This is a genomic window from Desulfosarcina variabilis str. Montpellier (genome assembly GCF_048565275.1).
Classification (GTDB): Bacteria; Desulfobacterota; Desulfobacteria; order Desulfobacterales; family Desulfosarcinaceae; genus Desulfosarcina; species Desulfosarcina variabilis.
The window spans coordinates 7,158,698-7,176,606 of sequence record NZ_CP159846.1 but is presented as its reverse complement, the minus strand read 5'-3'; the positions used below and the strand labels follow the sequence as shown (position 1 = coordinate 7,176,606).

Here is a 17,909-nt window from a genome sequence, read left to right as displayed (position 1 = left end):
CAACATCGTTTGTTAATTCGCAGGCGTTCGCAAGGACCTATGAGGGAATCCCGTTAAAGTCGGGAGCGGACCCGCCGCTGTAACACATATGCTTTGACTGGTTCAAAGCGGGCATCCTGGCAATGCGTGTCACTGTTCGGCAATGCTCGAACGGGAAGGCCGCCGGGATGGATGTGAAGCCAGAAGACCTGCCTGCGGATGGGCTTGTCATCGCTCCCGGGTAAGGAGTCAATTCGGCCTGTCGTTGCGCCGTCAGGGATTGAACACGGAATCCCCGTTTCCATTGTATTGTGGAAGCGGGGATTTTTATTTTGATCTCAAGCAACTGATTTCTGAGGGAGGAAATGACTTTGAACGGTTGATGGACTACCCGGCCTAGCTTTCAGGAAACGGTTGAAATGAAAAAAATATCTCTATCGCTTCAAGTCCTAACGGATATAACCAAAAATGAACGGATCACCCTTTCCCCGTCCATAGGAAAGGGGCACATTCAAAGCGTCCGTCTTAAATCCGGGATGCAATTGATCACGATGGATTATACCCTTCGACGACCCATCGTCCTGGAGTATGTTCCTCCCCTGGCGCCCCTTGGATTTGGCTTCTGCCTATCGGGCTGCAGTCGCATACAGCCGGCGGGCCAAAAAGAGGAAAAGGTGGTCAAGCCGGGTCATGCCGTTTTCAACTGTTTTCCGAACATGGCCGGTCTGATTGAAACCATCGGGACGGAACGGTTCTTGCGCGTTACGATCCTGATGGATCTGGAGCGGTTTTGCTCCTTTGTCGAAGCGGAGATGGATGTCCTGCCGTCACAGCTTGAGAATCTGTCAGCCGGGATATCCCGCCATGAAGGCCAAATTACACCGGCCATGCGCACCACAGTGTTCCAGATACTCAATTGTCCGTACCAGGGACTGGCCCGGCGCCTCTTTCTTGAAAGCAAGGTCCTGGAACTGATGGCCCATAAAATCGATCAAATCGAAGCCATTGAGAGCCTGAACCCCAACACCAGGCCACTGCCTTCCTCGGACATGAATCGTGTCCGGGAAGCCGCGCGTCTGCTGGCCGGTGATCTGGAAAACAGGCCCGATCTGAATCAACTGGCCCGATCGGTTGGAATGTGCCGAAGCAAACTGCACCGCTGTTTCCGTATGGTTTACGGTATCACCCCCTTTGAATACCTGCGCAACCGGCGTCTTGAAACGGCCATGGCCTTTCTTTCCGACGGACGCATGAACGTCACTGAAGCCGCCTTTATGGTGGGCTATTCCAGCCCCAGCTACTTTACCAAGGCCTTTAAAAAATATTTTGGTTACCTGCCCAGTAAAAATTCTCATTAAAAAAGACGATCGGGCTAATAAAAGAGCGTCAGTTACCAGCACCGGTCCAGCATATATACTATAATCTGCAGCCTTGGCAATTTGAAGTGCTCTCGGTTGGCCGGAGTATGCGTGGTTGGGTCCGTCAGATCAAAAAGCCTTGATGCGAAGAAGGGAAGCATGATGAAAATGTTTTTAAAACCATTGATTTTGCTATGCGCGGTTATTCTGCTGTTTTCAGCCATCCCGCCGGTCATCGCCGGACAAACACCCCAAAATGAGTCTGAAACGTCAGATTTTCTGGAGCCCATGACAGTCACGGCACAGAAAACAGAGGAAAATGTTCAGGACGTACCCATGGGGATCACCGCATTCACGGCGCAAGGGGTTGAGGACAGGAAAATTGAGTCCGTGACTGACCTTGCCGATTTTGTCCCCAATTTCATGATTTTTTGCAATGGCGGCCCTGGCATGTATTCACCGTCCATGCGAGGGATTCAGGCCCCCCTTGAGACGCTGACGGTATCTGCCGGACTTTTTGTAGACGGTGTCCCGGTCCTGTCAAATATTGGATTTGAGGATTCATTTCTCGATGTTGAACGCGTAGAGGTACTCAGAGGGCCCCAGGGGACCTTGTATGGCAAAAACACGGAAACCGGGGCGATTAATATCATTACCCGGCAGCCGGACAACGATTTCCGGACCAGAGTGTCCGCCGATGTAGGCAAGCTGCTCTCCAAGGAGACCGGTGACGGCTTGGCGCAGACCTATACCGCAAACCTTAGCGGCCCTATCCTCGCAGACAAGCTTTTTATCGGCATTGCAGGTAAATTCCACCAAAAAGACGGGTTTATCGAGAACACGACAACCGGCGAACCCTTTGATGATAGAAAGCACTGGTTCGGCAGGGCCCATTTGAGGTGGACACCGACGGATCCGTGGGACATCTCTCTTGTTGCATCAAAAATCCAATACGACGAGGGTGGGGTAAAGATGAATCTGGGAGAAACCGGGGCGGCCGCTTTCGGGATGCCTGCTGCTGAGTATCGCAAGGTATCTTCCAATTTTAAAAGTGAGAACAATAGCGCATCCCAATTCCAATCCCTTAAAATCGATTATGAGGTCAACGGGTCGTTTCAACTGACGTCGGTCACGGCGCGAAGCGTCCAGGATGACAAGCTTGCCAATGATTGGGATTTTAGCCCGGCAACATTGATGCATACCGATAAGGATAGTCAATACAGTAAATTGTCCCAGGAACTGCGCCTGGACTATGACAATGGTAGCCTGAAGTGGCTTACGGGAATCTATGCTGATAAGGATCTCAAAGATATCCATACTGAAACCTTCTCAGACTATCCCAGCATGGCGGGTGTCAAGGACAGGGAGATTGACGGGACGGCATACGCTGTTTTTACCAACCTGACGTATCCGCTGTCTCAGCGGTTCAGCCTGGTTGGCGGCTTGCGCTATGAGACGGAAGAGCAAACGTTTGAAGATCATATCAGCGGAAAGAAAATCGATGATTCATGGGATGCGATTACTCCCAAGCTTGCCCTGAAATATAGTTTCTCACCGGCAATGATGACCTACGTCAGTGCCTCCAAGGGGTATCGTTCCGGCGGATTTAATTTTATTGCCTCGGATCCGCAATACTACAGCTTTGATGAAGAGGACTTGTGGTCATATGAAATCGGCGCGAAAAGCACGCTGTTTGACAACCGGTTGGTTGTCAATGCTTGCGCTTATTTGATGGATATTTCCGGCATGCAGGTGACCGAGTCTGTTGCACCGGCTGAAACCTATTTGACCAACGCAGCCGAAGCAACCGGCAAGGGGATCGAGCTGGAGATGACCACCCGCGTCACCGATGGGCTTAGCCTGATTGGCGGCTTTGGATACATCGATATTGAATTCGATGAATTCAAAGATGTGATGGGGGATTATGCAGGGAATAAAAATCCCTACGCCCCGGAGTACACCTTTAGCATTGGCGCCCAGTACCGTTTTTGCAATGGCTTATATGCCAGGGCCGATCTGATCGGCTACGGAGAGATGTACTTTGACAAGGCCAACGAATACAAACGGGATGCCTACCAAATCGTCAATGCCAAGATCGGATATGAAACAGCGCATTTTGATGTCTACCTCTATGGCAAAAATGTTTTCGACGAGCAATACGATTCTTTTGGCTTTTGGAGCGGTTATTACGCCGTTTACAGCGATCCGGGAGCGGTTGGGCTGCAGGTGACTTGCCGATTTTAAAACCATGCAGGCAAACATGGGATAAATAATACAGAGAATTTAATAAGGAGACTCCGTATGCAAAAATTACCTGATTTAGATATTCGAATGGATACACTCTATGACATCATCAATGGTCGCACCAAAACGAAATTGCTCCTTACCGCCATTGAATTGAACATTTTCGATTACCTGGCAACGCCGCAATCCAGCCAGTCGGTGGCCGCTCAGATAGGCACCCACCCCATGTACACGCGGTTTTTGCTGGATGGTCTGACGGCATTGAAGCTGCTGGATAAAAAAGATGGCTGTTACCACAACCGTCCGGACACGCAAGCGGCCCTGCACAGTCAGAGCCCGGCCTACCAAGGCCAGATGTTTTCCATCATGGATAAAATGTCCGCCGGTGTTCTGGCGGATATGGGGCATACGGTGCGCTTTGGTCCCCGTGACGCGCCATCCGATTTGGGGGGTGAAGCCATCTGGGAAGCCTATGCCCGGTCCATGGCCAACTACGAACGGGGGGGGACCGCTCAAAAAATGGCCGCCAGGGTCGCCCAAATCGATGGTTTTGAATCCTTTGAGAAAATGTTGGATCTGGGTGGCGGACCGGGGCTACACTGCATTGCCATCGTGGCCGAACATCCCAGCATGAGAGGGGTTGTTTTTGATCAACCGGCGGTAACCAAGGTGGCCGAGGAATTCATCACCGAGTATGAGATGGCCGATCGGGTAACGACCATGGCCGGTGATTACCTCAACGATCCCATCGGTGAGGATTATGATCTGATCTGGGCCAGCGCAACGCTCAATTTTGCTCGCTTTGACCTGGAGACCATGATCAAAAAGATTTATCGCGCCCTCAAACCGGGGGGCGTATTCGTCAGTCTGGCCGATGGCGCCACGCATGAGCGTACCCGGCCGGAGGCATTTGTATTGAGCTGCATGTCATGGATGTTTTCGGGACAGGATTTGATGTTCAATAGCGGTGAAATCGCCGACGCCATGCGAAACGTTGGGTTTTCGGCCGTGGACAGCACGATTGTTGAAACGTCCATGATGCCCTTGGAGCTGGATATTGCAAAAAAATAAACAATGGTGATGAAAACAGAAACCAAAGAGAAAAATGAGGAAAAAATCATTAGCTGCTTTGCTGGCTATCGTGCTGCTCATCGTCCACGTCGCATTGGCGAGCGGGAAAATCTGGCAAGAAGGAATTCAGGCACCGGGTAATACTATTCTTAACCTGGCAGCGAGCCAGACGCATACAGTAAAAAAGGAATCTTCCTCCCAAACGGGCTATGAGACCATCACAGACGGCATGGGCAGGAAGGTTACAGTCAAGCATCCGGTCAAACGAATCGCCTTCAGTCATATCGCAACCGCTGACGCGTTAATGATTCTTGATGCCTGGGATAAGGTGGCCGGAAGATGCAGGCGATTGGATGAGACGATATTTCCCGGTCTTGATAAAATTGCAGTGGTCAAATCCGGACAAAATGTATATGAACTCAACTATGAAAAAATATATGGTGCCGGAATAGATCTTTTTCTCGCGGCCAACATCCCGGTCAGCGGGTTTGATGAAATGGTAGCCCACCTGGAGCCGAATATCCCGGTTGCTGTCCTTGATTTTCATGACGCTTCACAATTCATTGCCAATCTAGAGACGCTGGGGGTTCTGATTGGCAAAGAAAAAGAGGCAGAAGCGTATATTGAATGGTTCAACGCTATTCTGGAAATGATATCCAACAGAACAAAAACAGTTACAGACAAACCAACGGTTTTTTTTAAAACCGGATGGGGCAGCGTCGACGACATGCAGACGTTTACAGATGAATTAGCCGGGATCCCAAAGAGAAATGAAATAACCGGATGCGCTAATACTGCAGCGAAACTGCCGTCAAGGGGGGGATGGGTACCCTCTGTTGATGCGGAATGGTTGGTTACTCAAAAGATAGATATGCTGATCATCATGGATTACATTCACGGCGGGTTTGGTTTCGGTGTTGATGATCCTGCGCTTGTGCGACACCATCGACAACAGGTAATGGATCTGCCAGCCTTTTCTGGCAGTGAAGCGGTAAAAAACAATCAAGTGTACGTGATACCGGTCGAGTTTTTTGCCACGCCCCAGTTTATTGTTGGATACGCCTATCTGGCCAAATGGTTTCATCCGGAACTGTTCCCGGATCTGAATCCCCAAGCGGTACACCAGGCGTACCTCAAAAGGTTTATGCGGCTTGATCATGATCTGTCCCGGAACGGTGTATTTGTTTATCCGAACAAATGATCAAAGATTAGAAATTGTATGAACAGAGAACTGCAAAATACCGCAACCCTTGGCAGACCCTTATATATCGAGGATCTCTTCCGCAGCTGGGGGTGGCGCGAATTTGGCAAAAATATTTGGTGGCGGCATTCTTTCAGGACCTTGTCTGATTGTCGGTAACGCTTTCATTTTCTCCTGGATGGGATTGACTTACGGAAAATGGGTGGGAATGATATCGCCAAACGTTTGGGATACGTGCCGCAATCATCCGCTCATAGCTGTTTTATCTAACGAAAAATAAAAATGGTTGACAAAGCCCTGGAGACACATCTATAGAAATAGATCTGCCTAACTAATTTAGGGGTTCCTTACGGTATGCGGCCGATTTAATGGTGCGTATGAAGTGAAGGCGTTTTTGGGGGGATCGCTCAAGCCCAATGCGCCTTTTTTTTATTTCAAGCTTACGGTGCGATCAGGTGTAACCCCAATGTTGCAAAAACCGGAGGGGAAAAGATGGAGAAAGATTCGCCCCATTCTGGAATGCACCGGTGGTTGATTCTAAAAATGATCGTCGGATAAGTCTCGTATTCGATGGCTGTAGCAATTGGCGGTTTTTCTCAATCTTTTTATGCAACATTGGGGGGCAACAAGGAATAGTCAGATGCTGGAACCCAATCATATTTGTTACACGCCCCAGAACGGTCTTTGTGCCCAGACCGCATTGAATCTAAACTGTAATCTTATTGAACGATTCGAATGCTGCTGGAGCGGCGCCGGTACTTTTGGTAATCTACGATTCATCAAAACCGAAATCCGGCCCGGATTCGACGTCTGGACCGGTGATTGCCAGTTTCACAAACCCATCCATTTTTCGCTCACGGATCATCCCGCTGCCTTTGCCTTCAACTTCTGCCTTTCTGGAACAGCAATTTGTCGATATGGTCGTCAAAAACAAACCGTTGAAATGTCGCCTGGAAAACAGGGGGTTTTTTATTGCCCGGATCCCAACGGAACCAGCTATATGGATGTGGATATGACCTTTCGCCAGGTCGAAATTATCATCTTACCCGAACAGCTGCGATCCTACTTTGAATCTGATTTACCATCGATTCATCCTGCTTTGCGTAACATCCTGGAGAAAAAACAGGACAATCTGTTTTGCCATATTCAGGCGATTACACCAGCTACGCGTATAGCTTTGCAGCAACTGCTAAGCTGCCCATTCGGCGGCATACCCCGCAAGCTTTTCTTTGAGAGCCGGGCCCTGGAACTGATTGCCTATCAACTCCAGCAGCTCTCGGATGACTCGCATAAGCCCCCGCCAGACGGGTATCGTCTGCATCCGAGCGACCGAAAGCGTACCGTACTGGCCAGGGATCTTCTGGTCAGCAATCTGGAAAACCCGCCTGGACTGAGCCAGCTTGCCCGGGAAGCCGGTATGTCCCATCCCAAATTGAACCGGTGCTTTCGCCAGCTATACGGCATGACAGTTTTCGAGTACTTACGCACCGAGCGTCTCAACCAGGCCAGACAAATGCTCGACCACGGCCTTAACGTCACCGAGACCGCCTACGCCGTTGGATACGATAGCATCAGCCATTTTTCCCAGGCCTTTAAAAAACAGTTCGGCTCTTCTCCCAGTCGTTGCATTGGCGCGCCTTAGGGTGCAGGAAAAAAATAATTGCACCAGATTGCGCCGGAATTGCGTCCGTCTACAAGGCGCATTCGCCGGTGCATATTTGGAATCTGTGCCGGTGGATGGAACGCCGTAGACGGGCACAAGGACAAGCAAGATGGTGTAATTATTTTTTTCCTGCGCCCTTATACCATCGCCGTTTAAAAAAGTTTGACAAATCCTGCCCGCCTGCTATTAGGAATCTCTATTTTTGATAGGGCTCAAAAATACATTTTGTGGTTATTTTTCGTGGTGGTGCCGCTTTACGCGACATTTCAGAATTAGAGGTGAAAAGGAATCGTGTCTTCAAACGTTTTTTTTGTCCGCATGATCATTGCTGCAGGGGCGGTGCTCGGATTTTCATGGCACCATTTTTCAAATTTCAAACCGCCGTTCTGGATTGGTATGGGGTTTTATATCGTCTGCTTTGCCATGTACGCCCGGGCCATGGCTTTGGCCATGGTCCGGACCAAACGGGTGACGGCGGACCTTCTGGTGGTGACGGTCATGATCGCTACCTTTCTGGCCGGAAAACCCCTGGGCGGCGCCCTGGTGGCGTGGTTCATCAGCCTGGGGCTCGCCGTCTCCCTGACCATCATCGAAAAAACCCGGCGCCGGATCGACGCGCTGGCCCGGGAAACGGGCCGCAGTGTCCGGGTCATTCGTCAAGAGAAAATAAGGGTTCTGGCAGTGGATGAAGTGCTCCCAGAAGATGTGGCCATTGTTCCCCAGGGAGAGATGATCCCGGTGGACGGCGTTATTGTGGAGGGCAGTGCATCGGTGGATGAGTCCGCCCTCACCGGCGAGCCCTTCCCTCAGTTCAGAAAGACCGGCGATGCCGTGCTCTCGGGCGCCGTCTGTCTTTCGGCGCCTATCAAGGTCCGGGCCGAAAAGGCCGGTGACAAGGGGTTTCTCTACCTGCTGGCAAAAGAAATGCGTGATGCCATGACAGCGAAACCCAAAATGCATCAGACCGCTGAACGGACGACCCAGGTTTTCATATCCGGCGTGGTGCTTTATGCCATTGGGGTGTTTGCCGTCACCTGGTTTTTTTCCGGGGATGCGGCGGCGGGGCTTTCCCGGATGGCCGCCGTAACCGCAGTGGCATGCCCCTGCGCATGGGCCCTGTCCGTTCCCACGGCCTTTGCCGCCGCCATCGGCGGGCTGAGCCGACGGGGCATCCTGGCAATGGGCGGCGTGCCCCTGGAGGCGGCGGGACGCATCGCCAACGTGGTGCTGGACAAAACCGGCACCGTCACCACGGGCAGACCCACGGTGGCAGCCATCGAATCCTTTGGCTCCTCAAGGACGGAACTGCTTCGCATCGCCGCCTCGGTGGAATCGCAGTTCAGCCATCCGATTGCCGAAGCCGTGGTGTCCCTTGCGGCTGAAAAGGGGGTGCAGCCTTTGAAGACCGAAGGGGCCGAATACTTGCCGGGGCTTGGCGTGAGGGCGCGGGTTGGGGGCCAGGAGGTGATCATTGGGACTTCCGAAACAATGGCCGCCATGGGTATACACATTGATTCGGACCTGAAGATCGAGGGCCGGCCCGTCTGGATTGGCATCGACGGTGTCGTGGCAGGCGTCATCACCATTCAGGATGCATTGCGGGAAGGGGCGCAAAGTCTGGGATGCGCGCTTCACGACCTGGGGGTCGACCGGGTGATCATGGCCTCCGGCGACAACGAAGATGCCGAGGTACGACGGGTGGCGGCCCGGGTCAACGCCGATGACTGCAGGTGGGGATTGACTCCTGCGGAAAAAACAAGCATGGTGAAAACGCTGCGGTCACAGGCTCCCACGCTCATGATGGGCGATGGGGTCAATGACGCCGTGGCCATGGCCGCCGCGGATGTTGGGGTTTCCATCGGTCGGGAGCGGGCCGGGCTGGCAGTGAAATCTGCCGACATCCTCATCCTGCCGGAGGACGCCGCAGGACTTCTCACCGTCATTCGCACCGGGAAAAAGCTGATTCGGGTGATCCACCAGAACCTGGCCTGGGCCGTCGGTTTCAACACCGTGGGCATCACGCTCGCCACCGCCGGACTCCTCTCCCCTTGGGCCGCGGCCCTGGTTCATCACCTGAGTTCGGTGCTGGTGGTGACGAACTCCGCCCGGCTGGTGCGCGGTGAATCGACTCCGAAGCGCCTATAATCCAGTTGAGAAAAACAGGGTACTGCGTGGTCAAGGACGACAAAGTCAATGAATGCATCGATCTGCTGAAACAGGCCGATGGCTTTATTGTCGGATCTCCCGTTTATTTTGCCGGCCCGAATGCGTCGCTGTGTGGTTTTCTGGACAGAGTCTTCTACCAGAAGGCAGATGCTTATGCCTAGTTTAGAGGATAGAACCAAAATGAGTTTCATTCGTTAGCTTCATAATGATCGATTAGGGGCACCGCTTCGCTGAGCACAAAAAACGCCAATGCCCGTCGTGCTCTGCGAGGCGGTGCCCCTAATCGCACTCGGAAAGATCGACATGGTATAATTCCGATTGTTGGGAAAAACAACGAAGTTATGACCCTGATAGCCAAATGATTAGGCGCCCAATTGGGCTCCTAAACCAGGATATTCGGGATTTAGAAGCCCATCTGGGCTTCTAAATCGATTTCGTCTGCAAAATGGGCGTATTATAAAGCGCCTATTAGGACGTCTAAACTAGGTTGGATTAAGCCGCTACGCGGCAGTTAACTAACCGTTTTTATAAATATTCCTTCCTTGTTTCCATTTTTTCTTTGTTTCAGTTATCGTTCCCTCCAGCGGTGTAATCCCGTAATTCACAATTTTATAATGCAACGGAGGGAACTCATGTCAGAACTACGTCAAAAGATGGTCCGGGCAATGGAGCTAAAAGATTTCTCACCAAGGACTCATCAGTCATACCTGGCTGCAGTGGAAGGTTTGGCAAAATTTCACAAGAAGTCACCAGATCTTTTAACGCAAACAGAAATTGAAGACTACCTGCTTCATCTTAAGAATGAAGGGAAAAGCCCCAGTACGCGAAATGTTATCATTTCAGGACTGAGGTTTTTCTACCAGTACACGCTGGAAAATTGTGACATCGCATTGAATCTGCCAAGTCGTCGCAAACCGAAAATTTTGCCTGAAGTCCTCAGTAGAAATCAGGTTCGCATGATTATCGATACACCGGCGGATCTCAAGCATCGGCTGATATTGATGACGGCTTATTCTGGAGGACTTCGAGTCAGTGAAGTGGCAGCACTGAAAGTCAATAGCATCGACAGTGCACGGATGGTGATCCGGGTCTATCAAGGCAAGGGCATGAAAGATCGTGATACCTTGCTTTCCAAAAAACTGCTGAAGGAACTGCGGGCCTATTGGAAGGTATATCGCCCGACAGATTGGCTGTTTTACGGTAAAAACCGAAACACTCCCATGAGCATCACATCAATTCAGAGGATGTACAGCCGGACCAAACGCGATGCCGGCATCACCAAAGGCAGAGGCATTCATTGCCTTCGGCACTGCTTTGCAACGCATCTGCTGGAAGCCGGTTATGATGTGCGCAAGATACAAATTCTCATGGGCCATCGCTCGTTGTCCACCACCATGGTCTATCTTCATGTTTCCAGAAACGGACTGGCAAAGGTCCAGAGCCCATTGGATTTCATTGAAGAGCCTGAACGACTGGCGCCGCCGTGGGAGGACAACGATGAATCCAATCAATAGTTGTCCCCAACCAACAAACCGTCAGGTGGAAGTGGCGGATATTTTACGGACCCACATCGGCGACTATCTCAAAAAATACAAGATGCCGCCGGAACATTACAAAGTCGTTTACGACATTTTAAATTGCCGTACCGCTTATCTTGGCGGACACGTTGAAATGTGTGATCAATGCGCAACCGAACGCATCCTTTACAACTCGTGCCGCAACCGGCATTGCCCGAAATGCCAGACCATCACCAAGCAACGGTGGCTATCTGCACGGCAAGCCGAACTTTTGCCGGTCAAATATTTCCACAATGTCTTTACCCTGCCTCATGAGTTGAATCCTTTGATTTTGTGTAACAAGCCACTCATGCTGGATTTTCTGTTTCAAGCGTCGAGCCAGACATTGATGCAGTTTGGCAAGAATCCGGATAACGGCCTTGGCGGTAAGTTGGGAATAATCGCTATTTTGCACACCTGTACGCAAACATTGATGGATCATTTTCACCTGCACTGCCTGGTGCCCGGTGGTGTGCTCACCGACAATGGGAAGGAATGGATAAGCAGCAAAGGGGAATTCCTCTTTCCGGTCAAGGCGCTTTCCAAGGTTTTCCGGGGAAAATTCATATCGTATCTGGAAAATGCATATAGCAAGCAACAGTTGTGCTTTCCCGGCAATACCCGTGCGTTAGGGACCCGTCAAGGGTTCCGGCGCTTGATCAAACAGCTCTGGTCGAAAAAATGGGTGGTCTATACCAAACCGCCCATTGACCGCCCGGAATGGGTGCTCGATTATCTTGGGCGCTATACGCATCGAATTGCCATATCGAATCATCGCATCACTGATTTTTCTGACGGCCGTGTGACGTTCACGATTAAAAACAGGAAACGCAAGACGACCGAAACGGTCACCCTCGATGCGGTCGAATTCATCCGGCGGTTCTTGTTGCATGTACTGCCCAAGCGGTTCATGCGCATCCGGCATTATGGTTTTTTATCGAACCGTAGCAAGAAAAAGAACATTGGCCTGTGCCGCTTGTTGATGAACTTGTCCTCCGATATTCCCGTGGTGCAGGATCAATCCGTCCAGGCAATAATGATGGCACAGGCTGGTATCGACATATTGAGGTGCCCAAGCTGCAAACAAGGAACGATGAAAAAGATATACGACATCCCGGAAGGGTCCGGAAACAGTTCCTTCCATATTTTGAGGCCATCGTCTGTAAGCGATAAGGATTCTTAGCGAATCGATCCACGAACTTGTTTTCCAGGGATAGCTTGGGCGTGCATTTCTAAGGCGCTGAAAGTAATGGGATTGGTTTGTCCTCAAGTCATGAAATGCTCTAAATCGGCATTCTCATAAATTGCGATTGATGACGAAAAGGATCGGTTGTCCGGTGTTTTCACCCATTCAACAATCACGATCACCCCCAGAATTTTAATTCTGTCCTTGTACCAGAACCAGCGAGGCAGTCCTGTGTTTACAATCCCCATATAAAATGGTAGTCATTTTAAGAATATGTTCTAAATTGTCTTAGTCCAACCAGTTTTATCCATCATCCCGCAGCGCGACAAATAGATTTTGAGTTCAGATCAGCTTTTGAGTGGAATGCATCTTTTCGTTTTCAATGGTATGGCGGGACGACGGATAAAACTCTCTACGTTTTTTTATGTTTCAAATGAATTATGATTAAAGTAAAAGTCACACTCTATCTAATAAGCATTAAACGATTAGCATCTCTTTCAAAGAATGTTGAATTTTATGCTCTCCCACGTATGGGTAAAATTAAAAAATGAAAAAATGGGAGACTATTTCCCTTTTAGGATAGCAGAAGTAACCCATCGCGAAGGATCATTGCCAGAGAAAATGCTACAGCCATTAATGGAAAACGAAACAGAATATGAATATTTTGAAGAAGATGAATTAGACGAATATATCGAATCATATAAAATAGAAGGCTGGTCATTAGAGTCAGTAAAAGAAAACAAAGCATTTATAAACAAAGAAACATAACCCATCGCGTCACCGGAACCAAAAAGCGGGCCGGTGCGCTCAATCGTTAGGCAAATCGACGATAGGTAATATGATGAGAATCTCGCTTTATACATTAGTAGCATTTATTTTAACAGGGTGTCTTGGAATGCCGGAGACAGTGACACCGGTGGAAAACTTTGAGTTAGATCGTTACTTGGGTAAATGGTATGAAATTGCAAGGTTAGATCACTCATTTGAACGTGGCCTTGAAAGAATTACTGCTGAATATTCGATACGTGATGATGGCGGGGTTTCTGTCATAAACCGGGGTTATTCAATTGAAGACGATGAATGGAAAGTAGCTGAAGGTAAAGCATACTTTGTCGATGACGTAAATATAGGTTATCTCAAAGTCTCTTTTTTGGGTCCGTTTTATGGGTCATATGTAGTTTTTGAAATTGATCAAGAAGGTTACGAATATGCATTTGTTTCTGGACCAGATACGTCCTATCTATGGCTACTTTCCCGAACACCGAATCTACAACAAGAAATAATTGAAAAGTTCAAGCGCATATCAAAAGAACTAGGTTTTGATACAAGTCAATTGATTTTCGTAAATCACGATGAAAATGCCTAACATCATTATATGAGATCTATTTGGCGGAGGTTCCTCCCAAACAGTGGCAAGCTTTTCGTATAGATAAAGTCTCTGGGAAAATCTGGAGACTTGTAAAAGATAAATGGGTGGACACTCCATAAAGAGAAAAGGGACAGAAAAGGGGCCGCACCAAATTAACCAGTTGAAAAAAATGCAGATGTTATAAAAATCGTCCTATTTTATAGGGCAATATCGCCTTTTGGTCATTTGTAAAGATGGGGAAATGTGGGTCATCGCCGTAATTCCTGAATACGAAAAAATTGGTATAGGAGCAAAACTTTTAAATCGAGTGGAAGACTGGTTGTGGGCAGAAGGCTGGGATAAAATATGGCTGACGACAGATGTGAACACAATGCTTCGAGCATATGGTTTTTACAAGAAACAAGGGTGGGGGGATAAAGGCGTAATCGGTGGGATTAGATACATGATAAAGATGAATCCGAACAACACAATTGAAGGGACCGGGAAAAACAGCGGCGATTTTTGAAGTCTATGGACGTTCAGATAGTTGTGATTGTTAAAATATTTATCGTATTTCGTTTTCCGGCCCCTCATTGTGGGCGTTCATGCCGTCTCCAGCGGCTTGAACGTTCGCGAGCTGCAAGCTATTGACTTGCCCACGCCGCCAGAGGCGTCACAAACAACTCAATAGAGAACGTTCGACCAAAAGGAGAAGTATTTATGGCAAGAAAAGTGTGGGTTTATGATCCTCATCCCTATCAATTTGTAATCGATATGGCGTTTTTATTTCCGGGCGTTGGATTGTGCATTCAAATGGCTGAATCGCCGTTTCAGCAAAAAAAGTTTTCCGATCTTCTGGAGTGCGCTTTTTCCCGCTCCGAACACGCCCCGGGTATAAAAAATGCTGAGATCCGTTTTTATTCGATCGGCGCTTTGTATATACAAGTGGGCTTGGTGATTGGTGTAGTGTCGCATGATCAAGGAGATAACCAGGGAAGCATTCAACGCATGACACCAGAAGAGATTGACGATGGATTACGACGGCAGGGGTACATTGCGGACCGGGCGACCGTCAAGATACTGCAATACGCCTGCTTGCTGGACAAACCCCTGCTGGTGGAAGGGCCGGCCGGGGCTGGAAAGACCGGACTGGCAAAGGCGTGGAGCCGGGTTTTGGGGAGAGAACTGATTCGGCTCCAATGCTATGAAGGCATTAACAGGTACGCTTTCTATAATCTGGTGAATGCGACCATGGTCAAGGCCCCGTGGGGGGCGGGCTTTGTCATGTGGCTGGTGGAGCTGTACCTTGGTCCGGACCTGGAACGCGCCCGCAGCCGGTACGGCGCTTCCGGGCCGCCGGTGGCGGCGGGCCATCCCTGAAAGAAGAGATAACCCGGGCGGCGATGGCCGGCAACCTGGGCCGGGTTCACTTCCTGTTCAGGAAATTCGGCCTCCTCCTTGATCCTGCCGTGGAAAACCGGGAACACGCGATGGCCTGTTTCCAGCAGGCCTGCGGCTGGCTGGATGCCGCTAACCTGATTGCCCGGGCCGGGGGCCGGATGACAGTGAACAGCAGGACCTTGCACTGGCGTCCAGAACTCTCGAGCGCTGGAATGATCTCATCGAAACCGAGGTGGATTTCCAGCTTGAAAGGAATATGAGCCAGGCGTTTCTGGTCGAGACGATGAGGTCCCGCAATCCCAGGACCACATCTTTCGTGGACTGTGGCGACGGGCAGATGGCGGCGGTCGGCAGGGAGGTCAAAAAGCTGGGCAGGAAACTGGCCGTGCGCCAGGGGCGGCGCCTCAAGACCTGCCGCAAAGGCAGAGTCAACCTGGCCCGCACCGTGCGCCTGTCCATGAAAACCGGTCAGGTTCCCGTGAAACGGGTCCGAATGGCACCAAAACCGTCAAAGCCGGATATCTGGATGATCTGCGATGTGTCCAACTCGGTGAGAAAGTTCATCTACTTTATGATGACCCTGGTTTACGCCACCCAGAAATCCTATTCACAGATCCGGTCCTTTCTGTTTGTGGACAACCTGATGGAATCCACGGACTATTTGCTTTTCTTTTTACATACCAGCAACGAATGGCTGAGACCGAGGTTTCGGTGTTCCGACACGAGTTCCAGTCCAGCCTGATCAATGAGCCGCAGCATGGTTTTACCGTCGTACATACGGCTGTTTCCGTTGGCAAGACAGGTGAAATAAAGGGATGTCATGATGAGGCAATAGGCGCTGACCTCCAGGCGCTGATGATCCCAGAACGTGTCCAATATAAACACCCTTCCATCGGGATTCAGGGCCTTTCGGGTTCGCGTGAGGATACTCACAATCTGGGACTCCGAAAAACAACAGAGGAACTGACTCATCCAGGCGGCATCCCGATTTTCCGGAAGTGAGGAGGCATCGTCGAGCAAATCGACGGGGAAAAAGTCGATCCGATCGGATTGACCGGCGTCACGAACATTTTGGTCTGCAACCGACACCTGTTCCGGAAGGTCAACCACCGTGATGCGGACGTCCTTGTCATGTTCGGCACATCGTAAGGACCACTTTCCGGTGTTTCCGCCAATATCCAGAAGCGTTCGCGGCTTGGTTTCCCCGGAAAAAACGATTTCCAGTGCCCTGGAAAAGGCGGAATCGGAATAGTGATGATCGAAAGCGAACCAGCTGGTTTTGACCGGTTCCGGCAGACTGGTGAGCGCCCTGTAGATGGTGGGCCATTGTCCGAAGACTTTGAGTCCACTGGGTTTGCCCTGATCGATGGCTTCTTCCAGATGAAACATGGCCTGATAGCAGACATCCTGGGCAAAATCGAAGTTGATCTGGGTGGCTTTGTCGTTAAGAATGACAAATCCGATTTTGCTCAACCGATATTTATCATTGGTTTTTTTTACCACCTTCTCTGCGAGCCCCGCCTCCAGCAGCACCGTAAGACCGTAACGGCTGACGCCGGTATCCTTCTCCAGCGCTTCGATGCTGCTGCCTCCCTGGTACGAGGTCTTCTCAAGGGCACTCAAGACCCCTTTTTTCCATAGCAGACGGATCGCCTGAAAAGCCATAGGGGCCATTGCCAGTTTGTTCGCATCCCATGCAGCGCCAGCAACGTCCTGATGTGAATTATCCGAGAAAAGTTCCTTTGTCATACCATTCCTCTCCACTCGAAAAACATTACTCCGGGTCTATCGTGCCTGAATTTCAGCGATGCGTTTTTGAATTGATCCTCTTCGAAAAGCGTTGAAGGTTTTAAGCGACAGGTTGACCACCGGAAAAACCAGATACAGCATAAATATCAGATAGCACTTGAAAAACCGTATCCTACCGAGCCTGGCAGGATCACCCGGAGCCCCTTTGGCACGGATGAACCGGGCCCACAGCCGAAAAACAAATTTGATCCTCTCTTCAAGGATGGCCAATTCCGGATTTACCTTCACGGCCTGGGCATTGATGAGATCTTGCCGAAGCCCATCGAACCGCCCGGATAAAAGCGACGAACCGATTAAAGGGGCAAACCGGGACGCACGCCGAAGTTCCGCTTCGGATATTCCCGCCGGGGGAAAGATCCACAGAAACCGATCTCTTTTTCCCGTCATCATCCACCGAACGATGGTAACGGCGCTCAGCATATTCGGCGCCGTATCGCACAGGCTGATGTTGCCCACAGGACGACCCCCCGCCTCATTAACAAGCCCGATAAGGTCCTGATGGGCGCGGACCCACATATTACGGCTTCCGCCCACCGTCAGAACCGGTTTCCCCGATAATAGCTTTGGGGCCGCCGGATCGCTGAAAAAGGCGCGCAGGGGAAGGGAAGGGGATAAGTACCAGGGTTGATAGGCGATGAGAATCAGATCGAAAGGCTCGTCCTGATCCACTGATACCGGCTCAATTTCGCATGGAATCCCCAGAACCGATTCCGGCATGACGCCCAGAAACCGATCCAACTGCCAGGGGAAGGGAAACGCTTTTTTGGGTTTTAATTCCTCGTAGACAACCTCGACATCATTTTCGGCTGAAAGAGGGCCAACGATAGCGTCAACAACGTTTCGAAGCTGTCCGGTTTGTGAAAAGTAAACGGCAAGTATCTTTTTTTTCATGAACATCACATTCACTGTTGAGGGTATGGTCGATAC

At 50.3% G+C, this 17,909-nt stretch carries 17 protein-coding genes and 1 riboswitch; of the genes, 15 read left to right on the top strand and 2 right to left on the bottom strand.

Translation table 11 applies throughout. From position 1 onward, the window contains the following. Window positions 1-4 precede the first annotated feature (4 nt). Window positions 5-211: riboswitch (cobalamin riboswitch) on the top strand. A 187-nt stretch (window positions 212-398) separates the two neighbouring features. The 15 genes from Dvar_RS32430 (at window position 399) to Dvar_RS32360 (ending at window position 15,915) form a co-directional block, all read left to right on the top strand. Beyond that, complete coding sequence (locus Dvar_RS32430) at window positions 399-1,337, top strand: helix-turn-helix transcriptional regulator (protein ID WP_419657272.1); 939 nt, start codon at window positions 399-401, stop codon at window positions 1,335-1,337. A gap of 159 nt (window positions 1,338-1,496) precedes the next feature. Next, entirely contained in the window at window positions 1,497-3,581 is a 2,085-nt protein-coding gene (locus Dvar_RS32425; RefSeq protein WP_419657271.1) for a TonB-dependent receptor, read from the top strand. Window positions 3,582-3,638: 57 nt separating this feature from the next. Beyond that, window positions 3,639-4,652 (top strand): methyltransferase, encoded by a 1,014-nt coding sequence (locus tag Dvar_RS32420; protein ID WP_419657270.1) that lies wholly within the window; start codon window positions 3,639-3,641, stop codon window positions 4,650-4,652. A gap of 34 nt (window positions 4,653-4,686) precedes the next feature. Next, window positions 4,687-5,853: an ABC transporter substrate-binding protein gene (locus Dvar_RS32415; RefSeq protein ID WP_419657269.1), complete on the top strand. Its 1,167-nt coding sequence runs from the start codon at window positions 4,687-4,689 to the stop codon at window positions 5,851-5,853. 640 nt (window positions 5,854-6,493) lie between these two features. Beyond that, window positions 6,494-7,495 (top strand): helix-turn-helix domain-containing protein, encoded by a 1,002-nt coding sequence (locus tag Dvar_RS32410; RefSeq protein ID WP_419657268.1) that lies wholly within the window; start codon window positions 6,494-6,496, stop codon window positions 7,493-7,495. Window positions 7,496-7,807: 312 nt separating this feature from the next. After that, the gene (locus Dvar_RS32405; RefSeq protein WP_419657267.1) at window positions 7,808-9,661 is read left to right on the top strand and encodes a heavy metal translocating P-type ATPase; all 1,854 of its coding nucleotides are present in this window, start codon (window positions 7,808-7,810) and stop codon (window positions 9,659-9,661) included. Window positions 9,662-9,687: 26 nt separating this feature from the next. After that, window positions 9,688-9,843, top strand: a complete 156-nt coding sequence (locus Dvar_RS32400; protein ID WP_419657266.1) for an NAD(P)H-dependent oxidoreductase — start codon at window positions 9,688-9,690, stop codon at window positions 9,841-9,843. A 471-nt stretch (window positions 9,844-10,314) separates the two neighbouring features. Further along, window positions 10,315-11,196, top strand: a complete 882-nt coding sequence (locus Dvar_RS32395; RefSeq protein WP_419657265.1) for a tyrosine-type recombinase/integrase — start codon at window positions 10,315-10,317, stop codon at window positions 11,194-11,196. Further along, a complete protein-coding gene (locus Dvar_RS32390; protein ID WP_419657264.1) occupies window positions 11,180-12,421 on the top strand; it encodes an IS91 family transposase in 1,242 nt (413 codons plus the stop codon). Before Dvar_RS32395 ends, Dvar_RS32390 begins: the two co-directional genes overlap by 17 nt. 519 nt (window positions 12,422-12,940) lie before the next feature. Beyond that, window positions 12,941-13,192: a hypothetical protein gene (locus Dvar_RS32385; protein WP_419657263.1), complete on the top strand. Its 252-nt coding sequence runs from the start codon at window positions 12,941-12,943 to the stop codon at window positions 13,190-13,192. A gap of 70 nt (window positions 13,193-13,262) precedes the next feature. Continuing rightward, on the top strand, window positions 13,263-13,790 hold the full coding sequence (locus tag Dvar_RS32380; protein WP_419657262.1) for a lipocalin family protein: 528 nt from the start codon (window positions 13,263-13,265) through the stop codon (window positions 13,788-13,790). A gap of 202 nt (window positions 13,791-13,992) precedes the next feature. After that, window positions 13,993-14,298: a GNAT family N-acetyltransferase gene (locus tag Dvar_RS32375; RefSeq protein ID WP_419664196.1), complete on the top strand. Its 306-nt coding sequence runs from the start codon at window positions 13,993-13,995 to the stop codon at window positions 14,296-14,298. A gap of 194 nt (window positions 14,299-14,492) precedes the next feature. Beyond that, window positions 14,493-15,152: a hypothetical protein gene (locus Dvar_RS32370; protein ID WP_419657261.1), complete on the top strand. Its 660-nt coding sequence runs from the start codon at window positions 14,493-14,495 to the stop codon at window positions 15,150-15,152. A 23-nt stretch (window positions 15,153-15,175) separates the two neighbouring features. Beyond that, entirely contained in the window at window positions 15,176-15,433 is a 258-nt protein-coding gene (locus Dvar_RS32365; protein WP_419657260.1) for a hypothetical protein, read from the top strand. Continuing rightward, complete coding sequence (locus Dvar_RS32360) at window positions 15,430-15,915, top strand: VWA domain-containing protein (RefSeq protein WP_419657259.1); 486 nt, start codon at window positions 15,430-15,432, stop codon at window positions 15,913-15,915. The genes Dvar_RS32365 and Dvar_RS32360 overlap by 4 nt, the downstream gene beginning before the upstream one ends. Here the strand turns inward: Dvar_RS32360 and Dvar_RS32355 are convergent. Further along, entirely contained in the window at window positions 15,831-16,922 is a 1,092-nt protein-coding gene (locus Dvar_RS32355; RefSeq protein ID WP_419657258.1) for an SAM-dependent methyltransferase, read from the bottom strand. The genes Dvar_RS32360 and Dvar_RS32355 overlap by 85 nt on opposite strands. A 36-nt stretch (window positions 16,923-16,958) precedes the next feature. Beyond that, window positions 16,959-17,873 (bottom strand): hypothetical protein, encoded by a 915-nt coding sequence (locus tag Dvar_RS32350; RefSeq protein WP_419657257.1) that lies wholly within the window; start codon window positions 17,871-17,873, stop codon window positions 16,959-16,961. Window positions 17,874-17,909: the final 36 nt, after the last annotated feature.